This is a genomic window from Gordonia sp. CPCC 205515 (assembly GCF_048537925.1).
In the GTDB taxonomy this organism is placed as follows: domain Bacteria; phylum Actinomycetota; class Actinomycetes; order Mycobacteriales; family Mycobacteriaceae; genus Gordonia.
In genome coordinates this window covers 274,881-291,247 of record NZ_JBCLVJ010000004.1, presented here as the reverse complement: position 1 = coordinate 291,247, position 16,367 = coordinate 274,881, and the positions used below count along the sequence as shown (strand labels likewise).

The 16,367-nt window shown below is 68.3% G+C and carries 18 protein-coding genes; 1 reads left to right on the top strand and 17 read right to left on the bottom strand.

Annotated features, from left to right (window positions below; genetic code table 11):
• Positions 1-93 precede the first annotated feature (93 nt).
• Positions 94-1,485: an acyl-CoA synthetase gene (locus tag AAFP30_RS06585; protein ID WP_419229069.1), complete on the top strand. Its 1,392-nt coding sequence runs from the start codon at positions 94-96 to the stop codon at positions 1,483-1,485.
• Here AAFP30_RS06585 and AAFP30_RS06580 read toward each other — a convergent pair.
• The 17 genes from AAFP30_RS06580 to AAFP30_RS06500 form a co-directional block, all read right to left on the bottom strand.
• The gene (locus tag AAFP30_RS06580; protein WP_419229068.1) at positions 1,474-2,751 is read right to left on the bottom strand and encodes an MFS transporter; all 1,278 of its coding nucleotides are present in this window, start codon (positions 2,749-2,751) and stop codon (positions 1,474-1,476) included. The genes AAFP30_RS06585 and AAFP30_RS06580 overlap by 12 nt on opposite strands.
• Positions 2,752-2,810: 59 nt before the next feature.
• A complete protein-coding gene (locus AAFP30_RS06575) occupies positions 2,811-3,206 on the bottom strand; it encodes a RidA family protein (protein WP_419229067.1) in 396 nt (131 codons plus the stop codon).
• Positions 3,203-3,553, bottom strand: coding sequence for a hypothetical protein (locus tag AAFP30_RS06570; protein ID WP_419229066.1), 351 nt, complete (start codon positions 3,551-3,553; stop codon positions 3,203-3,205). Before AAFP30_RS06570 ends, AAFP30_RS06575 begins: the two co-directional genes overlap by 4 nt.
• Positions 3,550-4,668: a Rieske 2Fe-2S domain-containing protein gene (locus tag AAFP30_RS06565; RefSeq protein WP_419229065.1), complete on the bottom strand. Its 1,119-nt coding sequence runs from the start codon at positions 4,666-4,668 to the stop codon at positions 3,550-3,552. The genes AAFP30_RS06570 and AAFP30_RS06565 overlap by 4 nt, the downstream gene beginning before the upstream one ends.
• 1 nt (position 4,669) lies before the next feature.
• On the bottom strand, positions 4,670-4,906 hold the full coding sequence (locus tag AAFP30_RS06560) for a recombinase-like helix-turn-helix domain-containing protein (protein ID WP_419229064.1): 237 nt from the start codon (positions 4,904-4,906) through the stop codon (positions 4,670-4,672).
• A complete protein-coding gene (locus AAFP30_RS06555) occupies positions 4,903-5,358 on the bottom strand; it encodes an alpha/beta fold hydrolase (protein ID WP_419229063.1) in 456 nt (151 codons plus the stop codon). Before AAFP30_RS06555 ends, AAFP30_RS06560 begins: the two co-directional genes overlap by 4 nt.
• Complete coding sequence (locus AAFP30_RS06550; protein ID WP_419229062.1) at positions 5,355-7,115, bottom strand: thiamine pyrophosphate-binding protein; 1,761 nt, start codon at positions 7,113-7,115, stop codon at positions 5,355-5,357. The genes AAFP30_RS06555 and AAFP30_RS06550 overlap by 4 nt, the downstream gene beginning before the upstream one ends.
• Before the next feature lie 29 nt (positions 7,116-7,144).
• Positions 7,145-7,927, bottom strand: a complete 783-nt coding sequence (locus AAFP30_RS06545; protein WP_419229061.1) for an SDR family oxidoreductase — start codon at positions 7,925-7,927, stop codon at positions 7,145-7,147.
• Between the two features lie 45 nt (positions 7,928-7,972).
• Entirely contained in the window at positions 7,973-8,716 is a 744-nt protein-coding gene (locus AAFP30_RS06540; RefSeq protein WP_419229060.1) for an SDR family oxidoreductase, read from the bottom strand.
• The gene (locus AAFP30_RS06535; RefSeq protein ID WP_419229059.1) at positions 8,713-9,504 is read right to left on the bottom strand and encodes an alpha/beta fold hydrolase; all 792 of its coding nucleotides are present in this window, start codon (positions 9,502-9,504) and stop codon (positions 8,713-8,715) included. Before AAFP30_RS06535 ends, AAFP30_RS06540 begins: the two co-directional genes overlap by 4 nt.
• Positions 9,501-10,496: a VOC family protein gene (locus tag AAFP30_RS06530; protein ID WP_419229058.1), complete on the bottom strand. Its 996-nt coding sequence runs from the start codon at positions 10,494-10,496 to the stop codon at positions 9,501-9,503. Before AAFP30_RS06530 ends, AAFP30_RS06535 begins: the two co-directional genes overlap by 4 nt.
• A gap of 19 nt (positions 10,497-10,515) precedes the next feature.
• On the bottom strand, positions 10,516-11,466 hold the full coding sequence (locus AAFP30_RS06525) for a PDR/VanB family oxidoreductase (RefSeq protein ID WP_419229057.1): 951 nt from the start codon (positions 11,464-11,466) through the stop codon (positions 10,516-10,518).
• Between the two features lie 41 nt (positions 11,467-11,507).
• Complete coding sequence (locus tag AAFP30_RS06520; RefSeq protein ID WP_419229056.1) at positions 11,508-12,026, bottom strand: cupin domain-containing protein; 519 nt, start codon at positions 12,024-12,026, stop codon at positions 11,508-11,510.
• A gap of 67 nt (positions 12,027-12,093) precedes the next feature.
• Positions 12,094-12,453 carry a RidA family protein gene (locus AAFP30_RS06515; RefSeq protein WP_419229055.1) on the bottom strand — a complete coding sequence of 120 codons (360 nt, stop codon included), beginning with the start codon at positions 12,451-12,453 and terminating at the stop codon, positions 12,094-12,096.
• Between the two features lie 33 nt (positions 12,454-12,486).
• Positions 12,487-14,019 (bottom strand): aldehyde dehydrogenase, encoded by a 1,533-nt coding sequence (locus tag AAFP30_RS06510; RefSeq protein WP_419229054.1) that lies wholly within the window; start codon positions 14,017-14,019, stop codon positions 12,487-12,489.
• Between the two features lie 225 nt (positions 14,020-14,244).
• Positions 14,245-14,784 carry a MarR family winged helix-turn-helix transcriptional regulator gene (locus tag AAFP30_RS06505; protein WP_419229053.1) on the bottom strand — a complete coding sequence of 180 codons (540 nt, stop codon included), beginning with the start codon at positions 14,782-14,784 and terminating at the stop codon, positions 14,245-14,247.
• 29 nt (positions 14,785-14,813) lie between these two features.
• On the bottom strand, positions 14,814-16,313 hold the full coding sequence (locus AAFP30_RS06500; RefSeq protein ID WP_419229052.1) for a SulP family inorganic anion transporter: 1,500 nt from the start codon (positions 16,311-16,313) through the stop codon (positions 14,814-14,816).
• Positions 16,314-16,367 lie beyond the last annotated feature (54 nt).

Below are 16,367 nucleotides of genomic sequence, written 5' to 3'. Positions count from 1 at the left end.
TCAGCAAGCGGGTTACAGCACCGCGTGAACGTGGCCCCCACCGTATCAGCCGACCCCGTCGAATCGCGAATCGTCTCGTGCGAAAGTAGAACCGTGCTGTTCCCCACCCTGACCCCCAACGCCCCCGACCTGCCCGACGCGATCACCGTCGGCGACGAGTCGCTGTCCCGTGAAGATCTGGTCGGTGCCGCCACCGCGGTCGCCGAGCGGATCTACGGCGCCCGCACCGTCGCGGTCCTGGCGCACCCCTCCATCGACACCGTGTTGTCGATTGTCGGCTGCCTCATCGCCGGCGTGACGGCGGTGCCGGTACCGCCGGATTCCGGCACCAAGGAACTCGCGCACATCCTGACCGACTCGGGTGCGCAGGCCTGGCTTGGCGCGGCACCCGACGACTCGACGCTGCCGGTGATCCCGGTGCGACGCTATGCCCGGTCGTGGCACGGCCACCCTCAGATCGCCGGGTCGGCGACGGCACTGATGCTCTACACGTCGGGCACTACCGGGCTGCCCAAGGGTGTGCCGATCACCCGGGACGCCATCGCGGCGGGTCTCGACGCTCTCGCCGACGCGTGGCAGTGGAGCTCCGATGATGCGCTGGCCCATGGTCTTCCGTTGTTCCATGTGCACGGTCTGATCCTCGGCATGCTCGGACCGCTGCGACGCGGTGGCCGGTTGATCCACACCGTCAAGCCCACCGCCGACCGCTATGCGGCAGCGGCCGATGCCGGCGCAACCATGTACTTCGGTGTCCCCACGGTGTGGGCCCGGGTCGGTGCCGATCAGGCTGCCGCCCAGCGTCTTTCGAGTGCGCGTCTGCTGGTGTCGGGGAGCGCACCACTACCGGTGCCGGTGTTCGAGACGATCCGCGACCTGACCGGCCACGAACTCGTCGAACGGTATGGCATGACCGAGACGATGATCACGGTGAGCACCCGCGCCGACGGGGAACGCCGTCCCGGCTGGGTGGGGTTGCCGCTGAACGGGGTGGAAACCCGCCTGCGCGAAGGTGATTCGGATCTGCCGCACGACGGTGAGAGTGTCGGCGATCTGCATGTCCGCGGCCCGATGATGGCGCGGGAGTACTTGAATCAGCCGGAGAAGACGGCCGAATCCTGGCTATCGGACGGCTTTTTCGCGACCGGCGACGTCGCGGTCATCGATCCGGACGGGATGCACCGGATCGTCGGCCGGCGGGCCACCGACCTGATCAAGTCCGGTGGCTTCCGGATCGGCGCCGGGGAGATCGAAACCGTGCTGCTCGGTCATCCGGCGGTGACCGAGGTGGCGGTGATCGGGGTCCCCGACGACGATCTCGGACAGCGGATAATCGCGTACGTGGTCGGTGAGCCGGTATCGGATATCGAGCTCATCGACCACGTCACGACCGAGTTGTCCCATCACAAGCGGCCCAGGGAGATTCGCTTCGTCGACGCTCTCCCCCGCAATGCCATGGGCAAGGTGCAGAAGAAGCTACTTGACTGACGCCGCCTCTTCAATGGGCTCCTCGACGATCGCTTTTCGCGAGGCCACCCGACCCAGCGCGAGGATCAGGACCATGGCCACGGCCACCGGGATGCAGGCGACCAGCACGATGGTGCTCGTCGAGTAGCCCAGCCCGATCATGGCGCCGCCGACGATCGGTCCGATGACCGATCCGAGGCGGCCCATCGAGGAGGTCCAGCCGACGCCGGTGGCGGCGGTGGCCTGCGGGTACAGCGACACCGCGACCGCGGCCTGGCCGATCATGCCGGCCTGCAGTCCGAGTCCGACACCGCCGAAGACCAGGAGCAGCAGCGCTTTGTCGGCGCCGAGGAAGGCCGAGAGCACCAGGAACACGATGGCCACGGCGGAGGTGCCGGCGAGGACCGAGGTCATCCGGAACTTCAGTGCGGCGACCATCAGCACACCGGCGCCGATGATGCTGCCCACACCGAGGGCGGCCGAGCCGAGCGGGGCGAGTTTGGTGGTGAAGCCGTAGCTGGTGAGCAGGGTCGGCAGCCACGACGAGAAGATGTAGTAGACCGAGAACACCAGGAACGCGAAGCCCCACAGCAGCAGGGTGCGGGTGCGGACGTTCGGGTCGAACAGTCGCGCCACCGAGGCATGGTGCTTGGCGTCGGCCGTGACCGATGCTGCGGCCATGGTGCGCTCGTCGGGCAGCCAGATCCACAGGAACGGCAGCAGTGCAGCGGACGCGATGGCTCCGGCGATGAACACCGCTTCCCAGCCGTAGGACCCGATCAGCTTGGTGCCGAACACTCCGGCGATCAGCGCGCCCATCGAGATGCCCATCGTCACGAACACCGCGATCGACTGCCGGTAACGCACCGGGTTGAGGGCGGTGGCCTGCGCAACTGCGGCCGGCATCACCGCACCGAGTCCGAAGCCGGTGACCAGGCGCAAGAAGCTCAGCTCCAGGATCGACGACGACCACGCGGTGGCCAGGGAGCCGAGGGTGAACACCACGACCGCGGCGCGCACCACGTTGCGGCAGCCGAAGCGGGCGGTCAACCGGCCGACGGCGATGTAGCCGAGCGCCACACCGAGGCTGGTCAGCGACAGGGCCGGGGTGAAGTGTGCCGCCGACACGCCCCAGTCCTTGGACAAGGCAGGGACGGAGAGTCCGAGGGCGATGGTGTCGTAGCCGTCGAGCACGACGGCCACGAAGGCCAGGATGAGCACCGGCCAGTTGGGGCGGGTGATCGGGTCAGAGGTGGAGTGGGATCCGTTCATAGTCGGTCCGCTCATGGTGGCGTCCTTGGGTTGGGCGGCGGGCTGCGCCGGTGTGGAAGATTTTACTGGGCGTATCAAGCTGCGCTGATCGGGAGGAATCCCTGCGCTTCGACCTCGACGGTGAGGCCCGGTTCCACCAGTGCCGACACCTCGACGAGGGTCGAACACGGGAAGTCTCCGGAGAAGACCGCACTGCGGGCGCGGCCGACGGCCGCCTTCTCGGTGATGTCGGTCAGATAGATGCGGAGGACCACGATGTCGTCGACGCTCGCCCCGCAGGCTTCGGTGAGATCGGCGATCCGCCGGAAGGCCTCGACCGCCTGTGCGTGGGTGTCGGCACCGCCGACCGGACCATCGGGGCTGCCGGCGTGCATACCGGACAGGAAGAACTGGTTCCCGACCACCCGGGCTTGGGAGAACATGTCGGGCCGGGGCGGTTCGGCGACGGCCGGGTGTGCGACGCGGGTCATGCCGCCCCGATCTCGCGGCGGTCACCGCTGATTCCGCGGCGCTCGTCGGACTCCCGGGTGAGGCGTTCGCGAACCGGCAGGAAGTCATACGTCGGGTAGAAGTCGGTCGTGAAGGTCCCCCACGCCCGGCGTTCGAGTTCGACGTTGACCGCGGCCAGCCGATCGGCCGGCAGCCGGAGCGTGACGATCTGGCCGATGCCCATCGCGACGACCCACGACACGATCTCGCAGCCCTCCGGCGGAAAGCCGTGCCACCAGTCATTGTCGTCGAGCCGGCCCTGCAGCTGCTCCAGGTTCTGGCCCTGGTCGTGCCGCAGGAACACGGTCAACATCATGGCCTCGGTCATGCGTTGGCCTCGGCCAGTTTCTGGGCCTGGGCCTCGGCGTCGGCGCGGTAGATGCGTCGAATCCGGGAGACACCGAGGTCATGCTGGTAGAGGTGCTCTTCGCGGTCGGCGTCGTGGGCCAGTGCCTCGAGGACCTCGCGGTCCTGTTCGAGGACCTCCCAGTGCTTGGCCTCCAGGGTGGCGCGGTACAGGAAGCGCCACGTCTCCCGCTCCCAGCCGCTGACGCGACGGGTCCGCCAGTGGAAGATCGCCGACGTGTTGCGGTCGATGGGGCAGCTCATGCCGACGATGCCGAACACGCCGCCGGGGCCCGCACCGGGACCGTAGGGGATCTCCAGGTCGACGAAATCCATGGCGCCGCGCGCGAATTCAACCCAGTCGAAATTGACGCCGACCTGGTCGGTCTTCTCGAAGAAGAAGCCGCGGTCGGTTTCGCGGATGCGGAACCGCGCAGAGGTGTCGCCGCCGAACATCGAGTGCGAGTTGCGGTGCAGGAACGCGCCGTGCATCGGGTCGAGGACGTTGTCCATGTAGAAGCGCCACGGGCCGGCCCACTCGGCGAAGTTGCCGAACCAGGACACCTCGGGATCGTCGAGTCGTTCCGGCAGCGCGAACGGAGTGGGTTCGGAGTCGGCGGTCAGCGGGATGAACGCGAAGATGGTGTCGGCGGCCTCGACGACCTCCAACGAGACTGTCGCCCTGCGCCCTTCGAGGGCGCAGCCGGGCATGCCGGGCACCGACACGACGGTGCCGGTGCCGTCGACCTGCACGCCGTGGTAGGCGCAGGCGATGCGGTCGCCGAGGTGCTGGCCGACCGAGAGCGGTGCGCTACGGTGCGGGCATCGGTCCTCGAGCATGTAGAGCTTGCCACGCGGGTCGCGGAAGAGCACCCAGTCGACCTCGAGGCGGCGGACCGGCACCATGGCGCCGGGCTCGACCATGTGCGACGGCAGGATCGGATACCAGCGGTCGCGGATGCCGGTGGCGGCGATGTCGTCGGCGTCGAGGTGCCGGCGGGTGCCGACGGCGAAGGTCGGGCCGCGTCGCTTGGCGGGACGGCTTGCCGCAGCGGCGTTGTCGCGGGTGCGGGCGGTCGGCTGTTCGGTGGTGGTCATGTCAGTTCCCCAATCGGCGCATCTCGGCGCGGAAGTTCTCTTCGGTCCAGATTCCGCCGTCCGGTCCGTGAAGTCCGAGGGCGTTGAGGCCGTCGACGACCTCGGCGAGTGTTGTTGCGCCACCGGAGAAGATCTCGGTGAGCGAACCGGCGAGCTTCTGCTCGTAGGGCGTGATGGGTTCGGGGTGCGTTTGGTGCACCTCGAGATACGGCTCTCGCTGGGCTGTGCGAGTGATCATCGGAGGGCTCCTTCGAGGAGGGGGGTGGGCGGGCTGAGCAGTCGACCGTCTCGGGCGGCGAGGCCTTCGGCGATGGCGACGAAGGACGAGCTCCATTCGGTGAACGACGCTCGGCTTTCGGTGTGCACGGGTTTCGGTGCGCCGTCGATGATGACGAACACTCCGTTGTCGATCTCCCCGGCAAGTCGCTGGGCTGCCGTGAGATCGGCGTCGGACGTGGGCGCCGACGCCAGGACCAGGGTGGGGACGGTGATCTGCGGGAGCAGTCCCGCGATCTCCTCGGTGATCGACACCGGTTCGGCCAGAATGAGACTCAGCACGGTGTCCGGGTGGTCGATGGCCAGTCGCAGGGCGTCGAGGATGTGGTCGCCTGCGGCGAAGACGTGGGTCTGTTCCCCGGCTTCGACGGTGGCGCGGGCGCCGTCGTCCCACCAGAGTTTCGTGGCGATCATGACCGGGCTCCCTTCGGCATCGCCTCGGCCGGGACGTGCACGGGCGGCACGAACGGTCCGGGACGCGGTGTCACTGCTTCGACGTCGATCTCGATGAAGGTGGGGCCGCGGTGGTCGACGGCCTCGGCGAGGTCGTCGGCGATGTGGCCGGGACCCTGCACCAGTCGGTACGGGATGTCCATCGACGCCGCGAGCAGGTCGAACCGCGGGGTGTGCAGGTCGACACCGCTGCGCCGGAACCCGTTCTTCTGCTGCATGTTCCGCAGCACACCGTAGCCGCCGTCGTTGAACAGCAGGACGATGACGTGGGCGCCGGAACCGGCGAGGGAGGCGAGTTCACCGAGGTGCACCGACAGTCCGCCGTCGCCGGCGATGACGGCTGTCGGGACGTCGGGGCGGGCGTGTGCGGCGCCGATGCCCATGGCCAGTCCCTGGCCGATGCCGCCGCCGAGGGGGAAGATGTTGCTGCCGCGATCGTAGATGGGCAGCAGCCGGTTTCCCCACTGGCTCGAGGGGATGGTGACGTCACGGGCGATGACCGACTCGGCCGGCAGTGCGGTGCGCAGCGCCTCGCAGATCTCGGCGTATCCGCCGATGTACTCGGTGAGTTCGGCGCGGACCTGGGTGCGGACTGCGGTGACCCGCTCGGCCCAACCGGCATCGGTTGCGGTGGTGGTGATCTTGTCGTTGAGGGCGCGGACGGCGCGGTCGGCGTCGGCCACGATGCCGACGGTGGCCGGGTAGACCCGTCCGACGGTGTCGGCCTCGATGTCGATCTGGATCATCTTCTCGGGCAACGGGAGGTGGTACGACGCGGTCTCGTTGGAGCGGAAGTGGGTGCCGATCGCGAGGAGCACGTCGGCGTCGGCGAGGAGTTCCCGAACCGCGGGGGTGGTGGCGAAGTTGCCGATGACCAGTGCATCGTTCTCGGTGACGACGCCGCGACCGGAGTTGCTGGTGAGGATGCCGGCGCCGAGACGGTGGGCGAGGTCGGTGATCGCCGCGGTGGCACCGGCAGCACCGCCGCCGAGCCAGATCAGCGGTGCGTTGGCCTGCGCGAGAAGCTCTGCCGCGCTCGTGATCTGGTTCGCAGCGGGTTCGACAGTCGGCTCGACAGCGATGTCGTAGGGGCGCTGCGCGTCCGGGGTGGCCAGGTACTGTAGGTCGGTGGGCCATTCGACGCTGGCCGGCCCGGTGGGTGCGGTCCCGATCCGGGCGATCGCCGCTTCGAGTTCGGCGGCAACATCTTTGGCGTCGGTGATGGTGGCCGAGTAGGCGGAGATCGCCTCGAGCATCGCCGGTTGCGCCGGGAACTCGTGGATGACCCCGCGGCTGGTGGCGGGTCGTCCGGGAGTGAGGTACTCGCTCTCGATCTGCCCGGTGATGTGCAGGACGCGGCTGCCGGCGGTGAGTGCCTCGACCATCGATCCGGCCGCGTTGCCGGCACCGGTTCCGGTGCTGGTCAACGCGATTCCGATGCCGCCGGAGGCGCGGGCGAAGGCGTCGGCGGCGTTGACCGCAGCGGCTTCGTGGCGCATCTCGACGAAGGTCAGGTCGCGGTCGACGGCCTCGACGAGGGGCAGATTGTGGATGCTGATGACGCCGAAGGCGGTGGTGATGCCGTGGCGGCGCATCACCTCGACGAGGACGTCACCGCCGGTGGGGCGCTTCCCCCCGCTGGTTGAGCCGCCCGAAGCGCTAGCGGAGGGCGAGTCGAAACCCGGTGAGTCGACGGTATTCTCAGGCTGATCGGTCATTGGTGTGCTCCTGGAGTGAGGCGTGGGTGTCAGACGTACCGGTGGACGCCGCCACCCACGTCGAGGGAGGCGCCGGTCATGTAGCTGTTGCGCGGCGAGAGCAGGGTGGTGATCGGGAAGGCGAGTTCGTCGGCGGTACCGAAGCGGCCCAACGCGATTCCGCGGTCGCGGGCGATCTCGGCGCTCCACGCGTCGAAGTCGACGCCCGAGTCTGCTTCGGTGTAGCGGCGCTGCCACTGTCCGGTGTCGATGAGCCCGAGAAGCACCGAGTTGACCCGGATGCCGTCATCGGCGAGGTCACCGGCCAGCGACCGGGACAGGTTGAGCAGTGCGGCGCGGGCGGCGGCGGTGGCCGCCAGGCGCAGTTCCGGCTGCCGGGAGAGGATCGCGTTGACGATGACGATCGATCCGACGCCGGAGTCGGCCAACGCTTTCCGGGTGGCGCGGACGAGGTTGAGGGCCCCGAAGATCTTCAGGTCGAACTCGTCGCGGATCTCCTCGTCGGTGGTCTCGTCGAGGGTGCGCATGAGCGAGCGGCCCGCGTTGCAGACGAGTCCGTCGAGGCCACCGAAGCGGTCGGTCGCCTGCCCGACGAAGGTGTCGACGGAGGCGCGGTCGGTGACGTCGCAGGATGCGGTCAGCACGTCGGTGATCTCGGCGAGGTCGGCGGTGGCGGCGCGCAGGCGTTGCTCGTCGCGCGCGCAGAGGGCCAGGCGCGCACCTTCTTCGGCGAGCATGCGGGCGGTGGCGAGTCCGATGCCGGAGCTGGCGCCGGTGATCAGAATCCGGCGGCCGGTCAGCTGCAGATCCATGAGTTCTCCTGTGGGTTGGGCTGAGTGGGGGGCTGGGCTGGGTGATCAGCGGAAGATGAATCCGCCGTCGACGACGATGGTCTGTCCGGTGACGAACGCGGCGTCGTTGGAGAGCAGGAAGCGTACGACGCCGGCCACATCCTCGGGGGTCTGCTCGCGTTTGAGGGCGCGGCCCTCGGAGTAGGTGCGGTAGCGCTCGTCGGGGACCGACTCGGTTGCTTCCACCCGGATCAGGCCGGGTGCCACCGCATTCACACGGACGCCGTGCTCGCCGGCGTCGCGGGCCATCGAGCGGGTCATGCCGATCACCGCGGCCTTCGACGAGACGTAGTGCACCAGTCGCGGTGAGCCGTACATCGCGACATCGGAGGCGATGTTGACGATGGCGCCCTGCGCCGACGACAGCAGCGGCCACAGGTACTTGGTGACGGCCCAGGTGCCCTTGACGTTGACCTCGGTGAGGCGGTCGAACTCGTCGTCGGCGAGGTCGAAGAACGTTGCGCCACCGACCCCGTCGGCGATTGCGGCATTGTTGACCAGACCCACGACCCGCTCGTTGTCGCGCTCGAGGCGGGCGGCCAGCGACTTCACCGACTCGATGTCGCCGATGTCGGTGACGACGGCGGTGACGTCGTATCCCGCTGCGGTGAGCTCATTTTCGGTGGTCCGAGCGGTGTCCGGGTTGCGCTCGGCGATCACGACGCGATAGCTGTCACGGCAGAGCCGTTCGGCAATCGCACGGCCGAGGCCGCGTCCGCCGCCGGTGACGACGATGGTGCCGGCGTTCATGAAAGTCCTCCGAGAAAAGCACCGACGAGGTCGGCGATGGCTGCGGGTTGTTCCTGGATGGCGACGTGGCCGGCCGCATCGATGATGTGCAGGGTGGCGCCGGGAATCCGGTCGGCGAGCAATCGGGATTCGTCGACGCCGGTGATGGCGTCGTGTTCGCCGACGAGAACCAAGGTGGGGCAGGCGATCTCGGCGAGTCGAGGGCCGAGGTCGGTGGCCGCCATGAACTCGGCGGCGGCACCGAATCCGGTGGGACGCAGGGCCGCCATCGAGGTGCGGACCGCGGCGGCGATCGCCGGATCGGCATCGGGTGCGGTCAGACGCGGTGCCCGTGCGGCGGCGACCTGGTAGGCGCCCTGCTCGAACAGCTCGGTGACCCGGGCCCGCATCGCAGTGGCCTTCTGCTCGGTGGTGCCCGAGCCACGGGTGCTGTCGGCGAGCACCAGGCCGGCCACCAGGTCGGGTCGACGCAGTGCGACGGTCATCGCCACGACACCACCGAAAGACGTGCCGAGCAGCACCACCGGCCGACCGGCCCACTGCTGCTCGAGCAGTTCGCTGATCTCGTCGGCAGTGTCGGTACCGGTGATCGGGTCGGCGGACTGCCCGTATCCGGGGGCGTCGACACACCAGGCCGGGTGTCCCTGTGCCGCCAGCCGTTCGGCAAGCGGGGCGCACGACTGTGCGGAACCGCCGATGCCGTGCAGCAGCACGACCGGGACCTCGCTGCGGATCTCCCGGCGCGACGGGTGCGCGACGACGTGGAGTCGAGCGACGGCCGTGGTCATGATGCGGCCACCAGTTCCGTTGCACCGTAGAAGTAGTCGGCGTTGGCGGTGACAAGAGCGCGGGCACCCAGATCCGGGACACCGGCCATCGCGGTACGGATCGTGGTGGTGGGCGGACCGGCGGTGCCCCACTGGTCGGACAGTTCCGGGGTGCGTCGCCAGGTGCGGCACAGCCAGGCGTCCTCGTCGACCTGTGCGACCTCGGAGGTGTACTCGCACACCAGGCCGGCGGGATCGGTGAAGTAGGAGAAGGTGTTGTCGCCGGGTCCGTGGCGGCCGGGGCCCCACTGTGGCGCGATGCCATGGGTTTTCAGGCTGCCGATGCCGCGCATGAAGTGATCGATCGAGGTCATCTCGTAGGCGATGTGGTTGATCGACGGCCACGCCGCCTGATTCAGCGCGATGACATGGTGGTCGGAGTTGCAGCGCAGGAACGTCATCTGGCGTTCAGACCAGTCGGATATCCGCATGCCGAGGATCTGGGTGTAGAACTGCGCGGTGCGTTCGATGTCGGTGGTGTTGAGCACAACGTGCGCGATCTTGCGCGGGATCGCCCGGCGTCCGGCCGGTTCTTGCTCGGCGACGGCGAAGGTATCCGCGGACAGTTCCACCACGCGACCTTCCGGATCCACGAGCTGCAGGCCGTAACCGCCGCCGGCGTCGTCGAGCAGGCCGGGTGCCCGTAGCAACGGCACACCGAGGCGCTCGAGGGCGATCGCGGCCTCGTCGACCTCGCGGGGGGTGCCGAGCGCAAAGCTGATGCCGCCCAACGCGTTGATGTCGCCGGCGCGCAGATCCAGGACGTGATGCTCGGAGCCGGTGGCGCGTAGCCAGAACCGGTCGCGGTCCTCGTCGACGGTGGTCAGGCCCCACACCTCGTGGTAGAAGTCGGCCGAGGCCTGCGGGTCCGGGACGGTCAGCGCGACCGACCGCAGGCTCCGCATCCGGCAGACGGGCTGCTCGGCGAGTGGGGGTAGCTGTGAGTAGAGCACGGTGGTCCTTTGCGTTGAATCAGAGGTCGAGGACGAGTTCGGCGGAGCGGCAGCGGGATACGCACGGGAACATGGTCTTGTTCGCGGCGTGTTCGCCCTCGCTGAGCAGGAAGTCGCGGTGGTCGACGTCACCCTTGATGACACCGACTTCACAGGTGCCGCAGATGCCTTCGGTGCAGGAGCTGTCAACGTCGATGCCGGCGTCGAGCAGGGCGTCGAGGACCGAGATGTCCGGGCCGACGGTGATACGGTCGCCGGTGCGGTCGAGGACGACGTCGAAGGCGGTGTCGTCGCTGGTCGGGGCGGCGGCAACGGGTGCGGCGAACCGCTCGGTGCGCAGCGTCGCGCCCTCGGGGACGACCGCGGTGACGGCGTCGAGCAGCGGCGCGGGTCCGCAGCAGTAGACGACGGCGCCGCGTGCGGCGGAGCCGATGACGGCGGCGAGATCGGGCAGTCCGCCCTGCTCGTCGTCAGCGTGGATGATCGAATGGGGCTGTGCGGCAACTTCGTCGATGAAGGCCATGGTGGCGCGGGACCGTCCGGCGTAGAGCATGCGCCAGGACTTGCCCTCGGTGTGCAGTCGTCGCATCATCGCGACGATGGGGGTGATGCCGACGCCCCCGGCGACGAGCACGTGCTCGTCGGCATCCGCGTCGAGCGCGAACGCGTTCCGGGGTCCGTCGACCTCGATCTCCGCACCGACCGACAACCGATCGTGGACCAGAGTGCTTCCGCCCCTGGACTGTTCGGCCCGCAGCACGGCGACGGTCCATTGGCTGGTATCAGCCGGGTCCGAGCAGAGGGAGTACTCGCGGGTCAGCCCGCCTGGGAGCTGCAGCGCGATGTGCGCTCCGGGCTCCCAGGTCGGCAGCGGAGCACCGGTCGGGTCGACAAAGGTGATGCTGGTGATTCCCTCTGCCTCCCAGGTCTTCTGGTGGACGCGAAGGACTCTCGTGGTGTCCGTGCTCATGGCGGGCGTTCCTTAACGGTCGGTTGGGTCGGTGTGGCGGGTCAGCGGGTGACGCCGAACATTTCCGAGCTCGGCGGGTAGGTCGGCAGTTCCGGCTTCTTGGAGCCGATGATCACGCAGAACAGGGCGTCGACGTCGCCGACGTTGGCCAGGCTGCGGGGCACTCCGGCGGGCACGCGGATCAGGTCGCGGTAGCCCAGGCGACGCACGGCCTTTCGGGTGCCGTCCTCGACGTCGTGCACGGCCACCTCGAGCTCACCTTCGAGGACGAAGAAGACCTCTTCGACGTCGTGGTGGGTGTGCTCGGGGCCGACGGCGCCGACGGGGAGCCGCATGTTGGAGAAGGTGAAGTGCTCCGACGGAAGGGTGCGGTTGTCACCGTCGTGGTTGCCGGTGGCGCCGGAGCCGATGTAGCGAACCTGGGCGCGCTTGAAGCGATCTCCGCCGGCGGCGGCCTGGAAACCCAGGGTGTCCCAGTCCTCGAAGCGGGTCTCCCGGCTGGCGATGCAGGAGTCGATGAGGGCGTCGAGGTCGACGGCGGTCTTCTCGGGTGCGGTCATGATGTGTGTCCTTTCGATGTGTTCTAACCGGGCGGCTGTCGGACGCCGTTGTCCGACAAACGTTTACTCAGGCGACGTGCGCGATGGCTTCGATCTCGACAGTGGCGCCGTAGGGCAGGGCGGCCACCTCGACGAAGGAGCGGGCGGGCCGCGGTGCGTCGAAAATCTTCTGGTAGTGGCGGTTTGCTGCGTCGCGCAGGGTGACGTCGGTGACGAAGTAGGTGGTCTTGACGACGTCCTCGAGTCGCATGTCTATGGTCGCGAGGCGTTCGGTGAGGCGGGCGACGGCGGCGTCGAGGGCGGGTTCGATGCCGTCGACCGCGGTGCCGTTCTCGTCGACCGACAGTGCGCCGGAGACGAATCCGAATCCGGCCACCTTGTAGGCGGGGCTGTAGGGGTGGGCGTCGGTGGCGACGGTGGTGGTCATGTCGGAGATGTCCTTTCCTTGGAGGGCTTGGTTTCAGCGGGCCCGGCCCCAGCCGAGCGGGGAGTCGCTGCGGTCGAGGTAGAAGCTCTTCTGGTCGCAGTATTGGCGGACGGCGTCGCGGCCCTTTTCGGTGCCGAGTCCGCTGTCGCGCAGGCCGGTGAACGGCGTCGAGATGGAGAACTGCTTGTAGGTGTTGACCCAGACGGTGCCGGCGTCGATGGCCTCGCCGACCCGCAGCGCGCGGCGGTAGTCCTCGGTCCAGATGCCGCTGGCGAGTCCGAACACGGTGTCGTTGGCCTGGGCGATGACGTCGGCCTCGTCGTCGAACGGCATGATCACCGCGACCGGTCCGAACACCTCGTCTTGGGCGATGGTGTCGGCGTTGGTGACCCCGGCCAGGATGGTCGGCGGGTAGAAGCTGCCGGCGGCGAGCGCCGGGTCGTCGGGAATGGCACCACCGCAAAGGATCTGGGCGCCGGCGCGAACCGCGTCATCGACCATGGTGGCGACGGAGTCGCGGTGGGCGCGGGTGATCATCGGGGCGACATCGGTGGCGGGGTCGGCGCCCGGGCCGACGCGCAGTGCGGAGGCGCGCCGCACGAGTTCTGCGGTGAAGTTGTCGAAGATGCTGCGCTGCACAAAGATCCGCGACCCGGCGATGCAGCTTTGACCGCTCGAGGAGAAGACGCCGAACAAGATGCCCTGTAGCGCGCGATCGATGTCGGCGTCGTCGAAGACGATGGTGGGCGACTTGCCGCCGAGTTCCAGGGTGATCGGCATCAGCTTGTCGGCGGCGACGTGGGCGAGGTGCCGGCCGGTCGTGGTGCCGCCGGTGAAGCTGACTTTGGCGACCTGCGGGTGGCGTACCAGGGCTTCGCCGACGGTGCGGCCGGGGCCGGGGAGCACGGAGAGCAGGCCGCGCGGCAGGCCGGCGTCCTCGGCCAGGCGGGCGAGCAGCAGCGTGACCCAGGGCGCCCACACCGGCGGCTTGCTGACCACGGCGTTGCCGGCGGCCAGGGCCGGCGCGATCTTCTGCGCGTCCGACGCGATGGGCGAGTTCCACGGGGTGATGGCGCCGATGACGCCCATCGGACGGAAGGTGGACAGGGTCATCCAGGGGCCGCGCGGGGTGGTCAGCGAGCCGTCCATGGTCTCGAGGGCGGCCGCCATGTAGCGGAAGGTGTTGGCGGCGCTGCCGGCCAGGGCGCGGGTCTCGGTGAGCGTCTTACCGGTGTCGAGGGTCTGTAGTGCGGCGATGCGGTCCGCGTTCGCCTCGATGGCGTTGCCGATGCGGTGCAGCACCGCGGCCCGCTCATGCGGCAGCATCGTCGTCCAACCGCTCTGCTGCGCGGCAGCGAGACCTTCGCGGACGGCGACGTCGACGGTGTCGGCGGTGGCGCCGTGCAGCGTGGCGAACACCTGGCCGGTCGCCGGGTTCACCGACTCGATGATGTCGCCGGTGCCGATCTCCCACCGACCGGCGACGAAGATCCGGTCGAGGAGGTCTCGGTCGGCGTCGACGGTCGAGGTGGAGGCGATTTCGGCGGTGCTCGCGACAAGCGACATGCGATGTCCATTCACGGGGGCTGACTGTGGGGGCTGGGTGCGCTCCGAACCATTTATCTTTGCGCTAAGACATGTCTAACGTCTTAGCGCTAAGAGGTCAACCCCAAGAAGTGCCTGCGCAGAGCTTTGTTACACCCGATTTACCCGCCAGAAATAGAAGCGATGCAGGTCACAGTGCATGTGTCGGCCGTCACGGCCGTCGCGAAAAGAGTTGAGAAATTCTCGTCAGGCCGAGGCAGCGGGGTCCGATTGCCCCGGATCCATGCCGTCGCCCAGCACCGCGGACCGCGCCGAGTCCTCCAACCGACCGAGCAACTGCGTGAGTTCCGTGGCGTCGACATCGGAGAGACCGTCGAGCATGATCTGCAGTTTGGCGAAGTGGTCGTCGGCGATGCGGTCGACCAGCGCGGCGCCCTCGGGGGTCAGTTTGACGTACACGACCCGCGCGTCGGTGGCATCGCGGCTACGGGTGACCAATCCGGCTTCTTCGAGTCGCTTGACCCGCAAGGTGAGGCCCCCGGTGGTGACCAGGGTCTGCTCGGCGAGTTCGCCCGCGGTCAGCCGATGGTCGGGCACGGACCGGCGCAGGCAGGCCAGCACGTCGAAGCCCGACTCGGTGATGTTGTAGTGCTCGAAGGTCTCGGCGATTCGCGCACGGTAGACCAGGAAGCTGCGGTGCAGGCGTCCGAACACCTTCATCGCGGACACATCCAGCTCCGGACGCGCCACCGCCCAGTTCGACACGATCACATCGACTCCATCCATGATGGGACGAGAGTACCCAAGCGACAGGCTTATCCGAGCGTTTGCGGTGCCGTGGGCGTCGGATCGGACAGTCGCGAGTGCAGTGCCTCGGACGCCTCGTTGAGCCCGCGGAAGGTGACCGACTTGCCCAGGACGTGGTAGCGGTCGCGGATTCCGTCGAGTGTCGCGACGGTCGTCGCGTCCCAGATGTGGGAGCCCGAGAAGTCGATGATCACCTGGTCGGGGTCGCCCGTGTAGTCGAACTGATCGGTGAGCCCATGGCTGGACGCGAAGAACAGATTTCCGGTGATGCGGTAGGTGCGGACCGGCCCAGATGCCGTCTCGTCGTCGTGGTGGTCGACGCCCTCGACCGACGCCCGACCGGCCGCACGCTTGACGAAGATGGTCATCGCGCCGATCACCCCGACGATGACGCCGTAGGCGAGGTTGTGCGTGACCACCGTGACGACGACTGTCGAGGCCATCACCAGTGACTCGCCCAGCGGCATGCGGCGCAAGGTCTTCGGTGAGATCGACGACCAGTCCATCGTCGCGAACGCCACCATGATCATGACGGCGACGAGCGCCGCCATCGGGATCGCGGCGAGCACGTCGCTGCCGAACGCGACCATGCACAGCAACGCAGCGCCCGCGACGAACGTCGAGATCCGGGTGCGACCGCCGGTCTTGACGTTCATGATGGTCTGGCCGATCATCGCGCAGCCGCCCATGCCGCCGAAGAAGCCGGTGACGATGTTGCCGACGCCCTGTCCCCAGCTCTCGCGCTTCGGATCCGAGGTGGTGTCGGTGAGGTCGTCGACGAGTTGCGCGGTGATCAGCGACTCCAGCAGTCCGACCAGCGCCACCGCGATCGCGTACGGGAAGATGATGCGCAGTGTCTCCAGGGTGAACGGCACCCCGGGAATCCCTAGCGTCGGCATCGCCGACGACACCGTTCCTTCGTCGCCGACCCGGGGGACGCCGAACCCGAAGACCACCGCGACGACGGTCAGGATCGCGGTCGCGATCAGGGGGGCGGGGATCGTTGTGGTCAACTTCGGCAGCAGCACCATCATGATCAGTCCCGCGGCGACCATCGGATAGACCAGCCACGGCACCCCGATCAGGTGCGGCAGTTGCGCGGTGAAGATGAGGATGGCGAGGGCGTTGACGAAGCCGGTCATCACGCTGTGCGGCACGAACCGCATGAGTTTCGCGACCCCGAGCCAGGCCATGACCATCTGGAGCAGCCCGGCGAGGATCACCGTGGCTATGAGGTAATCGACACCGTGGTCGCGCACGACGGGCGCGACCACCAGGGCCACCGAACCGGCCGCCGCCGACACCATCGCCGGACGTCCGCCGACCACCGCGATGGTCATCGCGAAGATGAACGACGTGAACAGGCCGACTGCCGGCCCGACCCCTGCGATCAGCGAAAACGAGATGGTTTCCGGGATCAGGGCGAGCGCGGTGACCAGTCCGGCGAAGATCTCGGTGCGGAACTGTCGCGGGCTGCGCAGCGCCGCGATCGTCGATGACCCCCTCATCGTTTAGCCTTCCTTACTTCTTATGCAGACGGTGGATCGTTTCACGACCGACGG

Coding starts and splice junctions, on each gene's coding strand:
- AAFP30_RS06535 (WP_419229059.1), bottom strand. CDS start 9,504: ATGACCACGGCCGTCGCTCGACTCCACGTCGTCGCGCACCCGTCGCGC.
- AAFP30_RS06515 (WP_419229055.1), bottom strand. CDS start 12,453: ATGACCACCACCGTCGCCACCGACGCCCACCCCTACAGCCCCGCCTAC.
- AAFP30_RS06500 (WP_419229052.1), bottom strand. CDS start 16,313: ATGAGGGGGTCATCGACGATCGCGGCGCTGCGCAGCCCGCGACAGTTC.
- AAFP30_RS06540 (WP_419229060.1), bottom strand. CDS start 8,716: ATGAACGCCGGCACCATCGTCGTCACCGGCGGCGGACGCGGCCTCGGC.
- AAFP30_RS06520 (WP_419229056.1), bottom strand. CDS start 12,026: ATGACCGCACCCGAGAAGACCGCCGTCGACCTCGACGCCCTCATCGAC.
- AAFP30_RS06550 (WP_419229062.1), bottom strand. CDS start 7,115: ATGACCGATCAGCCTGAGAATACCGTCGACTCACCGGGTTTCGACTCG.
- AAFP30_RS06565 (WP_419229065.1), bottom strand. CDS start 4,668: ATGACCACCACCGAACAGCCGACCGCCCGCACCCGCGACAACGCCGCT.
- AAFP30_RS06510 (WP_419229054.1), bottom strand. CDS start 14,019: ATGTCGCTTGTCGCGAGCACCGCCGAAATCGCCTCCACCTCGACCGTC.
- AAFP30_RS06570 (WP_419229066.1), bottom strand. CDS start 3,553: ATGACCGAGGCCATGATGTTGACCGTGTTCCTGCGGCACGACCAGGGC.
- AAFP30_RS06575 (WP_419229067.1), bottom strand. CDS start 3,206: ATGACCCGCGTCGCACACCCGGCCGTCGCCGAACCGCCCCGGCCCGAC.
- AAFP30_RS06525 (WP_419229057.1), bottom strand. CDS start 11,466: ATGAGCACGGACACCACGAGAGTCCTTCGCGTCCACCAGAAGACCTGG.
- AAFP30_RS06560 (WP_419229064.1), bottom strand. CDS start 4,906: ATGATCACTCGCACAGCCCAGCGAGAGCCGTATCTCGAGGTGCACCAA.
- AAFP30_RS06580 (WP_419229068.1), bottom strand. CDS start 2,751: ATGAGCGGACCGACTATGAACGGATCCCACTCCACCTCTGACCCGATC.
- AAFP30_RS06545 (WP_419229061.1), bottom strand. CDS start 7,927: ATGGATCTGCAGCTGACCGGCCGCCGGATTCTGATCACCGGCGCCAGC.
- AAFP30_RS06505 (WP_419229053.1), bottom strand. CDS start 14,784: ATGGATGGAGTCGATGTGATCGTGTCGAACTGGGCGGTGGCGCGTCCG.
- AAFP30_RS06555 (WP_419229063.1), bottom strand. CDS start 5,358: ATGATCGCCACGAAACTCTGGTGGGACGACGGCGCCCGCGCCACCGTC.